The organism is Kocuria sp. KRD140 (assembly GCF_017168375.1).
In the GTDB taxonomy this organism is placed as follows: domain Bacteria; phylum Actinomycetota; class Actinomycetes; order Actinomycetales; family Micrococcaceae; genus Kocuria; species Kocuria marina.
Genome location: NZ_JABFAW010000001.1, coordinates 103,630 through 119,977, shown reverse-complemented (window position 1 = coordinate 119,977; position 16,348 = coordinate 103,630). Strand labels below are relative to the sequence as shown.

Below are 16,348 nucleotides of genomic sequence, written 5' to 3'. Positions count from 1 at the left end.
CCTCCGAGAGGCGTGCCCGCGCGCGACGGCCGTGCGCTCGCGGCGTCGGCTTGTAGACTCGCGGGGACGGGAGCACGCCCTGCTCCGGGGCGCCCGATCCGGTGCGGCTCCGCGGGCACTCGGTGCGACGCGCTCCGCCGGCCCGCGATCCCGACCATCCCATTGATTGAAAAGGTGAATGCACTTGTTGCGAACGCATGAACTCGGCACGTTGACCGTCGAGAACATTGGACAGACCGTCACGCTGGCGGGCTGGGTCGGCCGGCGCCGCGACCACGGCGGCGTGGCGTTCGTGGACCTGCGTGACGCCTCCGGCGTGGCGCAGGTCGTGGTGCGTGACGAGGAGCAGTTCCACCAGCTGCGCAACGAGTACGTCCTGCAGGTCACGGGCACCGTGGAGCGCCGCCCCGAGGGCAACGAGAACCCCAACCTGCCCTCCGGTGAGGTCGAGGTCATGGTGGATGAGCTCACCGTGCTCAACACCGCGGCCCCCCTGCCGTTCCAGATCGACGAGCACGTGGAGGTGGGCGAGGAAGCCCGCCTGAAGTACCGCTACCTGGACCTGCGCCGCCCGGAGCCCGCCCGCATCATGCGGCTGCGTTCCGAGGTCAACCGGGTGGCCCGGACCCTGCTGCACGAGCAGGGCTTCACCGAGGTGGAGACCCCCACCCTCACCCGTTCCACTCCCGAGGGTGCGCGTGACTTCGTGGTGCCGGCACGGCTGTCCCCGGGCTCCTGGTATGCGCTGCCGCAGTCCCCGCAGCTGTTCAAACAGCTGCTGCAGGTGGGCGGGATCGAGAAGTACTTCCAGATCGCCCGCTGCTACCGGGACGAGGACTTCCGCGCGGACCGCCAGCCCGAGTTCACCCAGCTGGACGTTGAGGCCTCCTTCGTGGAGGAGGACGATGTCATCGCCCTGGGCGAGCAGATCGTGAAGTCCCTGTGGGCTCTGATCGGCGTGGACGTCTCGACCCCCATCCCGCGCATGACCTACGCCCAGGCCATGGCCGACTACGGCTCCGATAAGCCGGACCTACGCTTCGACCTGAAGCTCACGGAGCTCACCGAGTACTTCAAGGACACCCCGTTCCGCGTGTTCCAGGCCCCGTACGTGGGTGCCGTGGTCATGCCAGGCGGTGCATCCCAGCCCCGCCGCCAGCTCGACGCGTGGCAGGAGTGGGCCAAGCAGCGCGGCGCCAAGGGCCTCGCCTACGTGCTGTTCAAGGAGGACGGCGAGATCGCCGGGCCGGTGGCCAAGAACATCTCGGAGGAGGAGAAGGCCGGACTCGCGGAGGCCGTGGGCGCGAAGCCCGGCGACTGCGTGTTCTTCGCCGCGGGCGGGGCCAAGACCTCCCGCGCGCTGCTCGGTGCCGCGCGCGTGGAGATCGGCCACCGCGTGGGCCTGATCAACGAGAATGACTGGGCCTTCGTGTGGATCATGGACGCGCCGCTGTTCGAGCCCGCGTCCGAGGCGGTCGAGTCCGGCGACGTTGCCGTAGGCTCCGGTGCGTGGACAGCCGTGCACCACGCGTTCACGTCCCCCAAGCCCGAGTTCGTGGACACCTTCGACACGGACCCCGGCTCCGCGCTGGCCTACGCGTACGACATCGTGTGCAACGGCAACGAGATCGGCGGCGGTTCCATCCGCATCCACCGCCGGGACGTGCAGGACCGTGTGTTCCGCGTGATGGGGCTCAGCGAGGAGGACGCCCGGGAGAAGTTCGGCTTCCTGCTGGACGCCTTCCAGTTCGGCGCGCCCCCGCACGGCGGCATCGCCTTCGGCTGGGACCGCGTGGTCGCGCTGCTCGCGGGCACCGAGTCCATCCGGGACGTCATCGCGTTCCCCAAGACCGGCAACGGCTACGACCCCCTGACCGCCGCGCCTGCGCCCATCACGGCGCAGCAGCGCAAGGAAGCCGGCGTGGACGCCAAGCCCGAGCCCAAGAAGGCCGAGGCGCCGCGCGAGGCAGCCTCCGCCGACAAGGGCGGCGACGCGAAGTAACGCCATCGACACGTGACACCGTCGCTACGCGCTGCGGGGCCGCCGATCCGGGATGTCCCCCCGAGGTTGGTGGCCCCGCAGCCTTCGTGCGCGGTCCGGTTGCGTGACCCGCCGCGCTCGCGGGACGACCGGTTCCACTCCCGGGGCGACCCGTTTCCCCATGGGACGGGCCGTGTCATCCTGGGACGGTGCCGGGGTGCGAGTGTGATGGACTGGCGTCATGAGAATCGTGCTACAGGTGGCGTCGCGGGCCAGTGTCACCGTGGGGGAACGGGGCACGGGCGAGATCACCGGCCCCGGGCTCGTCGCACTCGTGGGGGTCACCCACTCGGACACCCCGGAGATCGCCGCGCAGCTCGCGGCCAAGATCGCCGGGCTGCGCATCCTGCCGGGAGAGACCTCGTGCGAGGACCGCTCGGCCCCGGTGCTCGTGGTCAGCCAGTTCACGCTGTACGGGGACGTGCGGAGGGGGCGCCGACCGTCGTGGTCCCGCGCCGCCCCCGGGGACGTGAGCGAACCCCTCTTCGACGCCTTCGTGGCGGCGCTACGTGAGCGCGGTCTGCCGGTGGAAACCGGGGAGTTCGGTGCGCACATGGAGGTCTCGCTCGTCAACGACGGGCCCGTGACCCTCGTGGTGGACAGCGACGAGCTGCAGCGCCCGCGTCGCGGCTGAACCCGCGGCGGCCCGTGCGTGTCCGAGGCGGGCAGTAGGGTCGAGGCGTGAGCGATGCATTGTTCGACGTCCCGGATCCCCTGAGCGAGGACGGGTCCGGCCCATCCGCCCACGCGAGGGATCGGACCCCGTCCCGCGCGCGCTCCCGCGCACCGCTCGCCGTCCGCATGCGCCCCCGCACCCTGGACGAGGTCGTGGGCCAGAAGCACCTGTTGCGCACCGGCTCGCCCCTGCGCGGATTGACCGCGGGGCGCTCGGGACCGACCGCGGCGTCGTCGGTCATCCTGTGGGGCCCGCCGGGCACGGGCAAGACGACGATCGCGCACGTGATCGCGCGCGGCCACGACACCACCTTCGTGGAGCTGTCCGCCGTTACGGCCGGGGTCAAGGACGTGCGGCGCGTCATGGACGAGGCGCTGACCGCGCGCGACCTGCACGGGCGCACCACGGTGCTGTTCCTCGACGAGATCCACCGGTTCACCAAGGCGCAGCAGGACGCGCTGTTGCCCGGGGTCGAGAACGGGTGGGTGGTCCTCGTGGCCGCCACAACCGAGAACCCCTCGTTCTCCGTGATCGCACCGCTGCTCTCGCGCTCCCTGCTGCTGACCCTGCAACCGCTCGAGCGCCCAGACATCGGGGAGTTGCTCGACCGCGCGGTGACCGACCCGCGCGGGCTGGACGGTGCCGTCGTCCTGAGTCCGGAGGCGCGCGAGCACCTGCTGGACGTCTCCGGGGGAGACGCGCGCAAGGCGCTCACGTCCCTCGAGGCGGCTGCGGCGGTCGCGCTCTCCCACGCGGCGGCGTTGGACGACGACGCCGATGGCGCCGCGCGTTCCGGGGCGGAGGGCCCGGGCACGGAGGGTTCGGGAGCCGAGGTATCGGACGACGGCGCGGCCGAGCCCGGGGCAGCGGGCGAAACCCCCGATGCATCGGTCGTGACCGTGACGCTGGAGCACGCGCAGGAGGCCGTCAACCGCGCGGCGGTGCGCTACGACAAGCAGGGCGATCAGCACTACGACGTCGTGAGCGCGTTTATCAAATCGATCCGCGGCTCGGACGTGGACGCCGCGATGCATTACCTGGCCCGGATGATCGAGGCCGGGGAGGACCCGCGGTTCATCGCGCGCCGGTTGATCATCAGCGCGTCGGAGGACATCGGTCTCGCTGATCCCGCGGCGCTGCAGACCGCGGTCGCGGCCGCCCAGGCCGTGCAGTTGATCGGGATGCCCGAGGGGCGGATCCCGCTCGCCGAGGCCGTCGCACATCTGGCCACCGCGCCCAAGTCGAACGCCGCGTACCTGGCCATCAACGAGGCCATCGCGGACGTCCGCGCCGGACGTGCTGGGCCCGTGCCCCCGCACCTGCGGGACTCGCACTACCCGGGCGCGAACGAGCTCGGCCACGGCGCGGGTTATGTCTACGCCCACGACACGCCCAACGCGGTGGCCACCCAGCAGTACCCGCCGGACGAGCTCGTGGGGAAGGACTACTACCGGCCCACAGGGTACGGCCACGAACGGGACCTGGCGCAGCGCGTGATCCGGTTGCGCGACATCGTGCGCGGCGACACCCGGCCGTAGGGCGCGGTTACGACGATGCGTGGTCAGGGCCGTGCTCCCGCGCCGTCCACGTGGTCCAGCACATCCTTGGCGGTCAGGTCGTCGATCACCAGGTCCGTCACCGCCCCCGACCGCAGCGCGCCCACGATGCCGCGCACCTTGTGCCGCCCGGACACCACGCACACACGGCGGGGAATCCTGGCGAGATCCGCGGGGGTGGGTCCGGAGGCCCGCCGGTTCAGCTCGATGTCCGAGTAACTGCCGTCCTCGCGGATGAAGACGGTGCAGATGTCCCCGACGACGCGGTGCGCGCTCAGACTGCGCAGCTCGGACGAGCTGAGGTGACCCTCCGTGTAGACCTGGGACAGCACCGGGCCGTGGAAGGCCCCCACGCTGAACACCGCCAGGTCAACACTCGCCCGGGCCGCGAGGATGCGGCGGACCGAGGATTCCTGCCAGAGCAGCGTCCGGGTCTGTTCCCAGTCGAAGAAAGCGGGGGTCGGGAACGGGTACAGCTCGGCGCTGAAGGCCTGCGCCAACGTCGAGAGCAGTGGGGCGGACGTATCCGTGCCGGCCGTCCGCGGCCCGGCGGCCCCGTTGAGCTGCACCACCGAGACGTCCTGGGTGTTGGTGTGGCGCACGTGAGAGGCGATCGCGGAGGTCGTGGTGCCCCACGCGACCCCCAGGGACGTCCCGTCCTGGACCCACGACGCGAGTAGTTGTGCGGTGTAGCGCGAGACCGCGTCGAGTCGTTGGCCGCTATGCGACGCCCGCTGGGTCCCCGCGATGTGCGCCGTGACCCGGAACGTGTCGTGGATGCGACGGGACAGCCGGTCCGTGGGTGTGTCGGGTGGGCGCAGGGTGATCGTCACGATGCCCCTGGCTTTCGCATCCGCCAGCATGCGCGAGACCGTGGACCGTGAGACCCCCAGCCGCTCGGCCACGGCACCCATGGTCATGTCCTGCACGAAGTACAGTTCCGCGGCTTGGTAGAGCAGTGAATCGTCGTGCATCGCCCCTCACCTCCCGTGCACACATGTGCAAATAGGTTGAGCATACGTGCATCGGCGCGACATGGTAGTGCGCACGGCTACGAAATGGGATGTACGTCACATCCCAGTGCGTAGCGTGGTCCGCAAGAACTGCGGGCCACACCGCATCCACACCGACAGTGAGTGAGGAAGATACTGTGACTGCCACCCAATTGAATTCCGAGACCCGTCAGGCCGCGCTCCGTGAAATGAGCGAAGGGGCCGAGTTGGACGTCCTGGTGATCGGCGGTGGCATCACGGGTGCCGGCATCGCGCTGGACGCGGCCACGCGAGGGCTGCGCACGGGCATCGTGGAGGCCCAGGACTGGGCGGGAGGGACGTCCCGCTGGTCGTCCAAGCTGGTCCACGGTGGCCTGCGCTACCTGCAACAGTTCGACTTCAAGCTCGTCACGGAGGCGCTGCATGAACGGGAGCGCCTGCTGTACACGCTGGCTCCCCACCTGGTGAAGCCCGTCCCCTTCCTCTACCCGATCCTGCACCGGTTCTGGGAGCGCCCGTACGTGACGGCGGGCGTCGGTCTCTACGACACCCTGGCCCACGTGGGCTCCAAGGTCGCGTCCATGCCCTTCCACCGTCAGCTTTCGCAGCGCGGCGTGAAGGAGGCGTTCCCCAGCATCAAGCCGGGCGTCATGGTGGGCGCCGTCAAGTACTGGGACGGTCGCGTGGACGATGCCCGTCTGGTGCTGACGCTCATCCGCACGGCCGTGGGCTACGGCGCCCTGGCCGCGACCCGCACGCGAGTCACGGAACTCCTCAAGAACGACGACGGCGCCGTCGTGGGCGCGCGCGTCACGGACCTGGAGGCCGGCACGCAGCACGAGATCCGCGCCCGCAAGGTCATCGCGGCCACCGGTGTGTGGACCGAGGAGACCCAGGACATGGCCCACACGGACGGGGGCCTCAAGGTGCTCGCATCCAAGGGCATCCACATCGTGGTGCCCCGGGACAGGATCCGCGGTGAGGTGGGCCTGATCCTGCAGACCGAGAAATCGGTGCTGTTCGTGATCCCGTGGGAGCACTACTGGATCATCGGCACCACGGACACCCCCTACGAGCAGGACATCTCGGCCCCCGTGGCCACGGCCGCGGACATCGACTACGTACTCGAACACGCGAACGTGGTCCTGGACGAGCCCCTGACCCGGGACGACGTCATGGGCACCTACGCGGGTCTGCGGCCGTTGCTGCAGCCGGGCGTCAAGGAGGGCACGGAAACCGCGTCCACCAAGATCTCCCGCGAGCACACGGTCGCGGAGGCGACGCCGGGGCTGATCTCGATCGCCGGCGGCAAGTTGACCACCTACCGCATCATGGCCCAGGACGCCGTGGACTTCGCACTCGGCAAGGAGCGCGCCAAGAGCCTGCCCTCGGTCACCGACCGGACGCTGCTCCACGGTGCCAACGGGTACGTTCCCATGACCCGGCAGGCGGACCGGATCGGCGCACGCCACGGCTGGAGCGACGACATGGTCGACCACCTGTTGAACCGCTACGGATCGGCCATCACGGAGATCGAGGACCTCGTGGCGGAGCAGGAGGATCTGGCCCGGCCGCTCGCGGCGGCGCCCGCCTACCTGCGGGCCGAGGTGGTCCAGGCGGCGCGGCACGAGGGTGTCCTGCACGTCTCGGACGTCTTCGAGACCCGGACCCGGATGTCCTACGACCAACCCGATCACGGTCTGGCCGCGGTCGAGGAGGTCGCCGATCTGCTCGCCGCCGAACTGGGCTGGGACGACGCCCGTAAGGAGCAGGAGATCCAGGCCTACCGCGCCGTGTGCGCCGCCGAGGACGCCGCCGCGCAGACCACGGACGACGCCTCCGCGGCGGCCGCGCGCAGCGCAGCCCCCTCGCTCAACACCCTGTGACGTAGGCGGGCGTCCCATTCCCGCCGACACCGCTTCCCGGTGGCTTATGCCATGGGGAGGCGGTGTGTCCAAATCACCCAACAACGACACGATCTGCAAGGAGTCAATCCATGACCACTTTGAACGCGATGCTGCCCATGGAGGCGGCGGAAGTGGTGCCCCTGGGCACGGTGTTCTGGTCCGAAGTCCTGGGCACCGCACTGTTGACCCTTCTGGGTGTCGGTGTCGTGGCCAACCACCTCCTGGGCAAGACCAAGGGCAATGCCGGCGGCTGGTTGCTCATCAGCTTCGGGTGGGGTCTCGCCGTGTTCGCCGGCGTGTACGTCGCCTGGCAATCGGGCGCCCACCTAAACCCCGCCGTGACGGTCGGCATCTGGGCCTCCGGAGCCGATGTCTACGCGCCGGGGGTGGCCATCACCGCCGCGTCGACCGTGGTCTACCTGGCCGCCGAGTTCCTGGGTGCCTTCCTGGGTGCCGTGGTTTGCTGGATCGCGTACAAGCAGCACTACGACGAGCCGCTGGACCCGGCCGCCAAGCTGGGCACGTTCTCCACCGGACCGGAGATCCGCTCCGCGGGGTGGAACGTGCTGACCGAGGTGATCGCCACGTTCGTCCTGGTCTTCGTCATCCTCATGTTCGGCGGGACCCCCTCCGGCCTGGGCCCCCTGGCCGTGGCGCTGCTCGTGGTCGGGATCGGTGCGAGCCTCGGCGGCCCCACCGGCTACGCGATCAACCCCGCGCGTGACCTGGGCCCTCGCGTCGCCCACGCGATCCTCCCGATCCGAGGTAAGGGTGGTAGCGACTGGGGCTACGCGTGGGTCCCGATCGTGGGTCCCATCCTCGGCGCGCTGCTCGCCGGCGGTGTCTTCCAGTTGTTCCCGGGTGCGGCTTTCTGATCCCCTGAACGCATCCCCATCGATTTCCGCCCCTCGACCCAAGGAGTGAGCACCATGAGCAAATCAAACACCACCAAGACCGCCCGAGGTACCAGGACCACAGGTTCTGGTGATCCCCAGTACGTGATGGCCATCGATCAGGGCACCACGAGCACCCGCGCCATTGTCTTCGACCATTCCGGCACCATCATGGGTGTGGGCCAGTACGAGCACCAGCAGATCTTCCCTCACGCCGGGTGGGTCGAACACGATGCACAGGAGATCTGGCGCAACACCCGCCGTTGCGTCGCGGACGCGCTCGCAGAGACCGAGCTGACCAAGGACGATCTCGCCGCGGTGGGTATCACCAACCAGCGCGAGACCACTGTGGTGTGGGACAAGAACACAGGCGAACCCGTGTATAACGCGATCGTGTGGCAGGACACTCGCACGCAGGAGATCGTAGACGAACTCGCCAAGGACGGCGGGGAGGAACGCTTCCGCGAGCTCACGGGTCTGCCCCTGGCCAGCTACTTCGCCGGTCCCAAGGTCAAGTGGATCTTGGACAACGTGGAGGGCGCCCGTGAGCGCGCCGAGGCCGGGGACCTGCTCTTCGGTACGACCGACAGCTGGCTCGTGTGGAACTTGACCGGCGGCTCCGAGGACGGGGTGCACGTCACGGACGTGACGAACGCGTCCCGGACCCTGCTCATGAACATCGATACCCTCGAATGGAACGAGGAGTTGTGCGAGACCGTGGGCGTGCCCATGTCCATGCTCCCGGAGATCCGGTGCAGCAGCGAGGTCTACGGCAAGGGCCGCGCCCGCGGGTTCCTCAAGCAGGTCCCGATCGCTGGCATCCTGGGTGACCAGCAGGCGGCCATGTTCGGCCAGACGTGTTTCGAACCCGGCATGGGCAAGAACACCTACGGCACCGGCAGTTTCCTGCTCATGAACGTGGGGGAGACCCCGGTGCGTTCCGAGCACGGATTGATCACCACCGTGTGCTACCAGATCGAGGGCGAGAAGCCGGTCTACGCGCTGGAGGGTTCCATCGCGGTCACGGGTTCGCTCGTGCAGTGGGTGCGGGACAACCTGGGGCTGATCCAGGACGCCAAGGAGATCGAGCCGCTCGCGCGCGCGGTCGAGGACAACGGCGGGGCGTACTTCGTCCCCGCGTTCTCGGGTCTGTTCGCACCGCACTGGCGTCCGGACGCCCGCGGCGCCCTGGTGGGGCTCACGCGTTACGTGCGCAAGGAGCACATCGCCCGTGCCGTGCTCGAGGCCACCGCGTACCAGTCCCGTGAGGTGGTCGAGGCCATGAACAAGGACTCCAAGCAGGACCTCACGGAGCTGCGCGTGGACGGTGGCATGACGGCCAACGAGCTGCTCATGCAGTTCCAGGCGGATCAGCTGGGTGTGCCCGTGATCCGGCCGAAGATCACTGAGACCACGGCCCTGGGTGCGGCGTACGCGGCCGGTCTCGCCGTGGGCTTCTGGGCGGACCTCGAGGAGATCTCCCGCAACTGGGCCGAGGAGAAGCGCTGGGACCCCCAGGGGGACCGTGAGCAGCAGGAGAAGCTGTTCCGCAACTGGGGCAAGGCCGTGACCAAGTCGCTCGACTGGGTGAACGAGGACGTGGACTGAATCGGCTATAGTGGACGGTTGGCTGGCACGTCTCGTCGGCGCACTCCCGGGACCCGTGGCACCCTCACGATCCCGCGCGTGCCCGGCGGACGCTAGGTCCGTCGGATTGCGGCTGATCCGCACCTCTCCCGTGGGAACCGATTCCCGCGCCGGAGGCCAGTACCACCCAGAACGGAACGCGGGTCCATCCCGTACGCCGTCGAACCGCATGAAAGGCAAGTTGTGTCCAACAGCTCCAACAGTGTTCGTGTGCGCCGTCAGGTGCGCAAGTCCCGTGCCCTCGGCATCCCGCTGACGCCGAAGGCCGAGAAGTACTTCGAGCGCCGCCCGTACGCTCCCGGTGAGCACGGCCGTGCCCGCCGCAAGCAGGACTCCGACTACAAGGTCCGGCTGATGGAGAAGCAGCGGCTGCGCGCGCAGTACAACATCCGCGAGAAGCAGATGCACCGCGCGTACGTCGAGGCCAAGCGTGTCGAGGGTCAGACCGGTGAGAACCTCATCGCCCTGCTCGAGACCCGTCTCGACGCCCTTGTCCTGCGTGCCGGCTTCGTCCGCACGATGGCCGCTGCCCGCCAGGCCGTGGTGCACCGCCACATCATGGTGGACGGTCAGCGCGTGGACCGCCCCTCGTACCGCGTGCGCCCGGGCCAGACGGTCCACGTGCACCCGCGTTCCGAGAAGATGGTCCCGTTCCAGATCGCCGCGACCGGCGCCAACCAGGATGTCCTCCCGGACACCCCGGCCTACCTGGACGTCACGATCGACCGTCTGCAGGCCAAGCTCACGCGCAAGCCGCAGCGTTCCGAGGTCCCCGTGACCTGCGAGGAACAGCTCGTGGTGGAGTACTACGCACGGATGGTCTGATCCTCCGTACCCTCCGTCGCCCGTGTCACGGGTGACGGGCGAACAGCCCGCGGCCCTCGGCTGCGGGCTGTTCGCGTCCCGGGGACGACGGCGCACGGGCACACCGGGCCCGGTGGCGCCGGATTCCCCGTTGCACCCGGGTTCTTGGGTAGAGTTGCGCTTCGGTCGGTCTTGCGCGCGGGTCCGACCCTGATCTCGAAGTAGGAACGGAGTTGTGGTCGCCCATGGACGGTGGGGATATCGCCGGATTGCTCGCGGCATTGGTCTTCGCGGTGCTCGTGGGGTTGCTCGCGGTGCCCATCATCAAGCTAGGTCGTGTCTTCGATGAGCTGCGCCTGAGCATCCGCTCCATCAACGACGGCACCGCCCCGCTGATCGACGAGGTCACGCGCACCGTGGCCACCACCAACACCCAGCTCGAGAAGGTGGACGGGATCACGTCCAACGTCTCGGACGCCTCCGCCAATGTCTCCGCGCTGTCCTCCCTCGTGGCCTCCACGGTGGGGCAGCCGCTGATCAAGGTCGCGTCCTTCTCCCACGGGCTGCGCCGCGCGTTCAGCCCCCAGGCCGGTGCCCAGACCCGGCCCGGCCCCCATACCGAGCCCGGTGCCGCGCCCGGTGGCGCGGCGACCGGCACGACCACCGGGTCCACGGACGCGCACGCCGCAGGCCGTGCGACCGGGCCCACGGACACCAGGAGCTGAGCATGGGTTTGTGGTCCAAACTCGCACTGCTCGCCGCGGGCGCCGTGGTGGGCGGAGCGGCCACGCGCGTGGCCTCCGACCCCGCCGCACGCGAGGCGATCGGGCGGCAGGTGCGGAGCGGCACCCAGGGTGCGGTGGCCCGCCACGGCTCCGAGGGCGCCGTCGAACGCCGCGCGAGCGGGAGCGCCGTGGAGCTCTTCCGCACCGCCGCGCGGCGGTTCCAGGACTTCGCCGCCCGGGTGCGCGCGGGGATGAACGAACGCGAGGCCGAGCTGCACGAGAAGTTCGGCGTGCGCACGCCCGTGGACCACACCGCGAACCACCCGGACGCCCCGCACCACGCCGCACCACCGCCGGATGCCCCGTGGCGGGCGGACACCGCCCACGAACCGGGCCCCGCACCGGGCGACCCCCGGGGTCGGATCATCACACACGTCCCATCGGAAGGGAATGACCGGTAATGCTCTCCCATGAGATCACACAGCGCTGGCTAAGCTACTTCGAGGGCAAGGGCCACCAGGTGGTGCCCTCGGCCTCGCTGGTGTCGCAGCAGCCCGGAGCCATGTTCACCATTGCCGGTATGGTCCCGTTCATCCCGTACTTCCTGGGCCAGGAGACGCCCCCGTACTCGCGGGCCACCTCGGTGCAGAAGTGCATCCGCACCCTCGACATCGACGAGGTCGGCAAGACCGCCCGGCACGGCACGTTCTTCCAGATGGCCGGGAACTTCTCCTTCGGTGACTACTTCAAGTCCGGCGCGATCCCCATGGCGTGGGAGCTGCTGACCTCCTCGCTCGAGGACGGCGGCTTCGGGCTGGACCCGGAGCGGTTGTGGGTCACCGTGTACGAGGGGGACCAGGAGTCCTACGACCTGTGGCACGACACCGTGGGGCTGCCCGCCGAGCGGATCCAGCGCATGGGCCGGGACGAGAACTACTGGGACACCGGCCAGCCGGGCCCCGCGGGTCCCGACTCCGAGATCTTCTACGACCGCGGCCCGCGCTACGGCCAGGACGGCGGTCCGGCCGTGGACGACGAGCGGTTCATCGAGATCTGGAACCTCGTGTTCATGCAGTACCAGCGTGGCGAGGGCAACGGCAAGGACTACGAGATCCTGGGGGACCTGCCCCAGAAGAACATCGATACCGGTCTCGGCGTGGAGCGTCTGGCCATGCTGCTGCAGGGCGTGGAGAACTTCTACGAGACGGACCAGGTCCGCCCCGTGCTCGACGCCGCCGCCGAACTGTCCGGTCGCGCCTACCGCGGCGCGGAGAAGCCGGGGGAGCAGGGCTACGAGGACGACGTCCGCATGCGCGTCGTCGCCGACCACGTGCGCTCCTCGCTCATGCTGATCGCGGACGGTGTCACGCCGGGCAACGAGGCCCGCGGGTACATCCTGCGCCGCTTGTTGCGCCGCGCGGTGCGCGCGATGCGCCTGCTCGGGGTGACGGACCCTTGCCTGCCCGTGCTGCTTCCGCGCTCTCGCGACGCGATGAAGGGCGTCTACCCCGTGGTCGCGGATGACTTCGAACGGATCTCCAAAATCGCGTACGCCGAGGAACGCGCGTTCCTCAAGACCATCGAGTCGGGCACCACCCGCCTCGAGCACGCCGTGGAGCTCGCCAAGGGCGAGAAGCGCGCCCTGAGCGGCGCGGACGCGTTCGCGCTGCACGACACGTTCGGTTTCCCCATCGACCTGACCCTGGAGATGGCCGGTGAGGCGGGCGTGGCCGTGGACGAGCGGGCCTTCCGTGAGCTCATGGCCGAGCAGCGTGAGCGGGCCCAGCAGGACGCGCGCGCCAAGAAGGGCGCCATGGCGGACCTGTCCGAACTGCGCCGCCTGTTGGACGACCACGGCAGCCGGTTCACGGGCTACACCGAGCTCGTGACCCCCACGACCGTACGCGCGATCCTCGCCGACGGCGTCCCGGTGCCCGCGGCGAGCGAGGGCGCGCGCGTGGAGGTCGTACTCGAGGCCACGCCGTTCTACGCCGAGTCCGGTGGCCAGGCCGCCGACACCGGCGTGATCGACTCCGCGGACGGGCTGCGCCTGACCGTGGAGGACGTCCAGCAACCCGTCAAGGGACTGTCCGTGCACCGGGTCACCGTGGCCGCAGGCCAGGTCGTCACGGGTGACGAGGTCACCGCGCGCGTGGACTCGCGGCGCCGTCACGACGGCGAGGCCGCCCACTCGGGCACGCACGTGATCCACGCGGCGCTGCACGACGTGTTGGGTCCCGACGCCGTCCAGCGCGGGTCGTTCAACAAGGAGGGTTACCTGCGCTTCGACTTCTCCCACGGGGAGGCCCTCACGCCGTCCCAGGTGCAGGAGATCGAACAGATCGCCAACACCGCGATCCGGGACGACTTCGAGGTCGTGACCCGCGAGATGCCGCTCGCCGAGGCCAAAAAGCTCGGGGCGATGTCCCTGTTCGGTGAGAAGTACGGGGACGAGGTGCGCGTGGTCGAGATGAACGGCCCGTGGTCACGTGAACTGTGCGGTGGCACGCACGTGGGCTCCACGTCCCAGCTCGGCTCGCTGTCCCTGGTCTCGGAGCAGTCCGTGGGCTCGGGCAACCGCCGTGTGGAGGCGCTCGTGGGGTTGAATTCGTTCAACCACCTGGCCGCCGAGCGCACCCTGGTCAACCAGCTCACGGGCATGCTCAAGGTCCAGTCCAGCGCCGAACTGCCCGAGCGCCTCGCCGCGACGCTCGAGAAGCTCAAGGAGACCGAGCGCCAGCTCGCGGGGCTGCGCCAGCAGCAGCTGCAGGCGCAGGCCGGCCAGCTCGCGCAGGACGCGCAGACCGTGGGCTCCGTGCGCGCCGTCCTGCACGACGCCGGTGAGATCGCCTCGGCGGACGCCCTGCGCACCCTCGCGCTCGACCTGCGCGCCCGTCTGGGATCCGACGCCGCCGTGGCCGCGGTGACCGGTGTCGCGAACGGGCGCCCGCTCGTCGTCGTCGCCGTCAACGACGCCGCTCGTGACGCCGGCCTGGCCGCGGGCCAGCTCGTGCGCACCGCAGCGACCGCGCTCGGTGGTGGCGGGGGAGGAAAGCCGGACGTGGCCCAGGGCGGCGGTTCCGACCCGGCCCGCATCCCCGACGCGCTGGCCGGGATCCGCGAGCAGATCCTGGCCACGGCGGGCTGATGCCGCAACCCTTCGCACGCGGTGTGCGCATGGGCGTGGACGTGGGGACGGTCAGGGTCGGTATCGCCCTGACCGACCCCGACGCCGTGCTCGCGACCCCGCACGACACCCTCGGGCGGGACAGCAACTCCCGTAAGGCCTTCGATGTGAAGATCATCACCCGGTTGTGCGAGGAACGGGACGTGGTGACCGTCTACGTGGGGCTGCCGCGCAGCCTCGACGGCGGTGAGAATGCCTCGACGCGGATGGCTCGTGATTACGCGGCCTCACTGGTTCGTCGGTTAGGCTCACGGGGGTGCACCACAGCGGTGCGCCTGGTGGACGAGCGGTTGTCCACGGTGAGCGCGCACCGGTCGCTGTCGGACTCGGGTGTGTCCCGACGTCATCACATGGACAGGGTCGATCAGGCCGCCGCGGTGACGTTCCTGCAGACGGCGGTGGACCAGGGGCGGCGGACCGGTACGGAACCGGGCGAACCCGTCCCGGACCGGGCTGCTGATTAGAGTTGACCGTGCGGGCGGTGATCCTGGCCCGCAGCACCCCACATGTGCACCATGAACGGCGGACGGAGAGAATTCGTGAGCGGAGAGAATTCGTGAGCAGAGAGCCGCGGGAGACCGGCACCGGTGACGGACAGGGCCACCGGTCCGACGGTGACGTGCTGACCTCTTCGAACGACGCGGGGGAATCCCGCCTGGCGGGGGCCTTCGAACACCACGACGTGACCCCGGAACAGCGGCAGCGCCGCAAGGTCCGTTCGCGCGCGTCCCTGGCCACGGCGATCGCGCTGTTCATCGCGGCTCTGGTCGTGGTCGTGGCCGTCCTGGGGTCCGCGTTCGGTTTGTTCGAACGCAAGGACTACCACGGTTCCGGGGACCAGGACGTCACGTTCTCCGTGGCGGACGGCAGTTCCACGGGACAGATCGCCCAGGACCTGCAGGCGCAGGACATCGTGGCCAACGCCTCCCACTTCGTCTCCACGTTCCAGCAGCGCTACCCAGAGCAGTTCATCCAGCCCGGGGAGTACCAGCTCAAGACCCGCATGAGCTCCGACGCCGCCATCGACGCCCTCATGGAACGGGGGGAGGCCACCCACTATGCGGCCATCCCCAAGACCCAGCGCAAGGGGGACACGTTCGCGGCCCTGAGCCAGGCCACCGGGATCGACAAGTCCGAGTTCGAGAAGCTCGCCACGGACAAGGCCAAGTTCGGCATCCCGGACCGCTTCCCCGACCTGGAGGGCTGGCTGCACCCGGGGGAGTACCACTTCCCGCTCGACGCCACCGCGGAGCAGATCCTGCAGGAAATGGTGGACCGCACCAAGGACACGCTGTCCAAGAACAACGTCCCCGAGGACCGCTGGTTCGAGGTGCTCACGATCGGCTCCATCGTGGAGTTCGAGGGCACGCCCCAGGTCTACCGTTCCGTGGCCGGGGCGATCGAGAACCGGATCAACAACCCGAACGGCGAGACCAGCGGCTTCATCCAGTCGGATGCCTCCGTGACCTACGGGCTCGGCAAGACCACCGTGCACCTTACTGACGAGGAGAAGCGGGACAAGTCCAATCCGTACAACACGTACGCGAACCCGGGCCTGCCCGTGGGTCCCATCGGGTCCCCGAGCGACGACGCGATCGCCGCAGCGGCGAACCCCGAGAAGAACGACTACTACTACTGGGTAACGGTGAACCTCGACACCGGTGAGACCAAGTTCTCCAAGACGTACGAGGAGCACCAGCGCTACGTGCAGGAGTACCAGCAGTGGTGCTCGGACAACCCCGGTAAGTGCTCCTGAGGGGCGCGCGATGACGCGATCCTCTGTGCGGGCCGCGGTGCTGGGGCACCCCGTGGGCCACTCTCTGTCCCCGGTGCTGCACGCGGCCGCCTACGAGGCCCTGGGGCTCACGGCGCATTACACGCGCCGGGACGTGCCCGTGGGCGAATGGGACACCTTCTGGG

13 protein-coding genes and 1 pseudogene are annotated in these 16,348 nt (G+C 69.5%); 13 read left to right on the top strand and 1 reads right to left on the bottom strand.

Annotated elements, in window-relative coordinates; translation table 11 throughout:
* Nucleotides 1-184: 184 nt before the first annotated feature.
* The 3 genes from aspS (at nucleotide 185) to J1M36_RS00495 (ending at nucleotide 4,255) form a co-directional block, all read left to right on the top strand.
* Nucleotides 185-2,002, top strand: a complete 1,818-nt coding sequence (gene aspS / locus J1M36_RS00505; protein WP_206478282.1) for an aspartate--tRNA ligase — start codon at nucleotides 185-187, stop codon at nucleotides 2,000-2,002.
* Between the two features lie 220 nt (nucleotides 2,003-2,222).
* A complete protein-coding gene (dtd, locus tag J1M36_RS00500; protein ID WP_098055907.1) occupies nucleotides 2,223-2,675 on the top strand; it encodes a D-aminoacyl-tRNA deacylase in 453 nt (150 codons plus the stop codon).
* A 47-nt stretch (nucleotides 2,676-2,722) separates the two neighbouring features.
* Nucleotides 2,723-4,255: a replication-associated recombination protein A gene (locus J1M36_RS00495; protein ID WP_240918833.1), complete on the top strand. Its 1,533-nt coding sequence runs from the start codon at nucleotides 2,723-2,725 to the stop codon at nucleotides 4,253-4,255.
* A 23-nt stretch (nucleotides 4,256-4,278) separates the two neighbouring features.
* On the opposite strand, the gene J1M36_RS00490 is transcribed toward J1M36_RS00495, so the two are convergent.
* Nucleotides 4,279-5,247 carry a sugar-binding domain-containing protein gene (locus J1M36_RS00490; RefSeq protein WP_206478280.1) on the bottom strand — a complete coding sequence of 323 codons (969 nt, stop codon included), beginning with the start codon at nucleotides 5,245-5,247 and terminating at the stop codon, nucleotides 4,279-4,281.
* A 227-nt stretch (nucleotides 5,248-5,474) separates the two neighbouring features.
* On the opposite strand from J1M36_RS00490, the gene J1M36_RS00485 reads away from it, so the two are divergent.
* The 10 genes and pseudogenes from J1M36_RS00485 to J1M36_RS13135 all read left to right on the top strand — a co-directional run.
* Nucleotides 5,475-7,151, top strand: a complete 1,677-nt coding sequence (locus tag J1M36_RS00485) for a glycerol-3-phosphate dehydrogenase/oxidase (protein WP_206398907.1) — start codon at nucleotides 5,475-5,477, stop codon at nucleotides 7,149-7,151.
* Between the two features lie 161 nt (nucleotides 7,152-7,312).
* The gene (locus J1M36_RS00480) at nucleotides 7,313-8,047 is read left to right on the top strand and encodes an MIP/aquaporin family protein (protein ID WP_064845912.1); all 735 of its coding nucleotides are present in this window, start codon (nucleotides 7,313-7,315) and stop codon (nucleotides 8,045-8,047) included.
* Nucleotides 8,048-8,173: 126 nt separating this feature from the next.
* The gene (glpK, locus tag J1M36_RS00475; protein WP_206478555.1) at nucleotides 8,174-9,673 is read left to right on the top strand and encodes a glycerol kinase GlpK; all 1,500 of its coding nucleotides are present in this window, start codon (nucleotides 8,174-8,176) and stop codon (nucleotides 9,671-9,673) included.
* A 222-nt stretch (nucleotides 9,674-9,895) separates the two neighbouring features.
* Entirely contained in the window at nucleotides 9,896-10,537 is a 642-nt protein-coding gene (rpsD, locus tag J1M36_RS00470; RefSeq protein ID WP_035961694.1) for a 30S ribosomal protein S4, read from the top strand.
* A 224-nt stretch (nucleotides 10,538-10,761) separates the two neighbouring features.
* Nucleotides 10,762-11,241, top strand: coding sequence for a DUF948 domain-containing protein (locus J1M36_RS00465; protein ID WP_241180694.1), 480 nt, complete (start codon nucleotides 10,762-10,764; stop codon nucleotides 11,239-11,241).
* A gap of 2 nt (nucleotides 11,242-11,243) precedes the next feature.
* A complete protein-coding gene (locus J1M36_RS00460) occupies nucleotides 11,244-11,702 on the top strand; it encodes a hypothetical protein (protein ID WP_206478279.1) in 459 nt (152 codons plus the stop codon).
* On the top strand, nucleotides 11,702-14,389 hold the full coding sequence (gene alaS, locus J1M36_RS00455) for an alanine--tRNA ligase (protein ID WP_206478278.1): 2,688 nt from the start codon (nucleotides 11,702-11,704) through the stop codon (nucleotides 14,387-14,389). Before J1M36_RS00460 ends, alaS begins: the two co-directional genes overlap by 1 nt.
* A complete protein-coding gene (gene ruvX, locus J1M36_RS00450) occupies nucleotides 14,389-14,892 on the top strand; it encodes a Holliday junction resolvase RuvX (protein ID WP_206478277.1) in 504 nt (167 codons plus the stop codon). Before alaS ends, ruvX begins: the two co-directional genes overlap by 1 nt.
* A 92-nt stretch (nucleotides 14,893-14,984) precedes the next feature.
* Nucleotides 14,985-16,184, top strand: a complete 1,200-nt coding sequence (gene mltG, locus J1M36_RS00445; RefSeq protein WP_206478276.1) for an endolytic transglycosylase MltG — start codon at nucleotides 14,985-14,987, stop codon at nucleotides 16,182-16,184.
* 10 nt (nucleotides 16,185-16,194) lie between these two features.
* Nucleotides 16,195-16,348, top strand: a pseudogene (locus tag J1M36_RS13135) (shikimate dehydrogenase); the annotation flags it as partial.

Coding starts and splice junctions, on each gene's coding strand:
- dtd (WP_098055907.1), top strand. CDS start 2,223: ATGAGAATCGTGCTACAGGTGGCGTCGCGGGCCAGTGTCACCGTGGGG.
- J1M36_RS00490 (WP_206478280.1), bottom strand. CDS start 5,247: ATGCACGACGATTCACTGCTCTACCAAGCCGCGGAACTGTACTTCGTG.
- J1M36_RS00485 (WP_206398907.1), top strand. CDS start 5,475: ATGAGCGAAGGGGCCGAGTTGGACGTCCTGGTGATCGGCGGTGGCATC.
- glpK (WP_206478555.1), top strand. CDS start 8,174: ATGGCCATCGATCAGGGCACCACGAGCACCCGCGCCATTGTCTTCGAC.
- J1M36_RS00465 (WP_241180694.1), top strand. CDS start 10,762: ATGGACGGTGGGGATATCGCCGGATTGCTCGCGGCATTGGTCTTCGCG.
- J1M36_RS00460 (WP_206478279.1), top strand. CDS start 11,244: ATGGGTTTGTGGTCCAAACTCGCACTGCTCGCCGCGGGCGCCGTGGTG.
- alaS (WP_206478278.1), top strand. CDS start 11,702: ATGCTCTCCCATGAGATCACACAGCGCTGGCTAAGCTACTTCGAGGGC.
- ruvX (WP_206478277.1), top strand. CDS start 14,389: ATGCCGCAACCCTTCGCACGCGGTGTGCGCATGGGCGTGGACGTGGGG.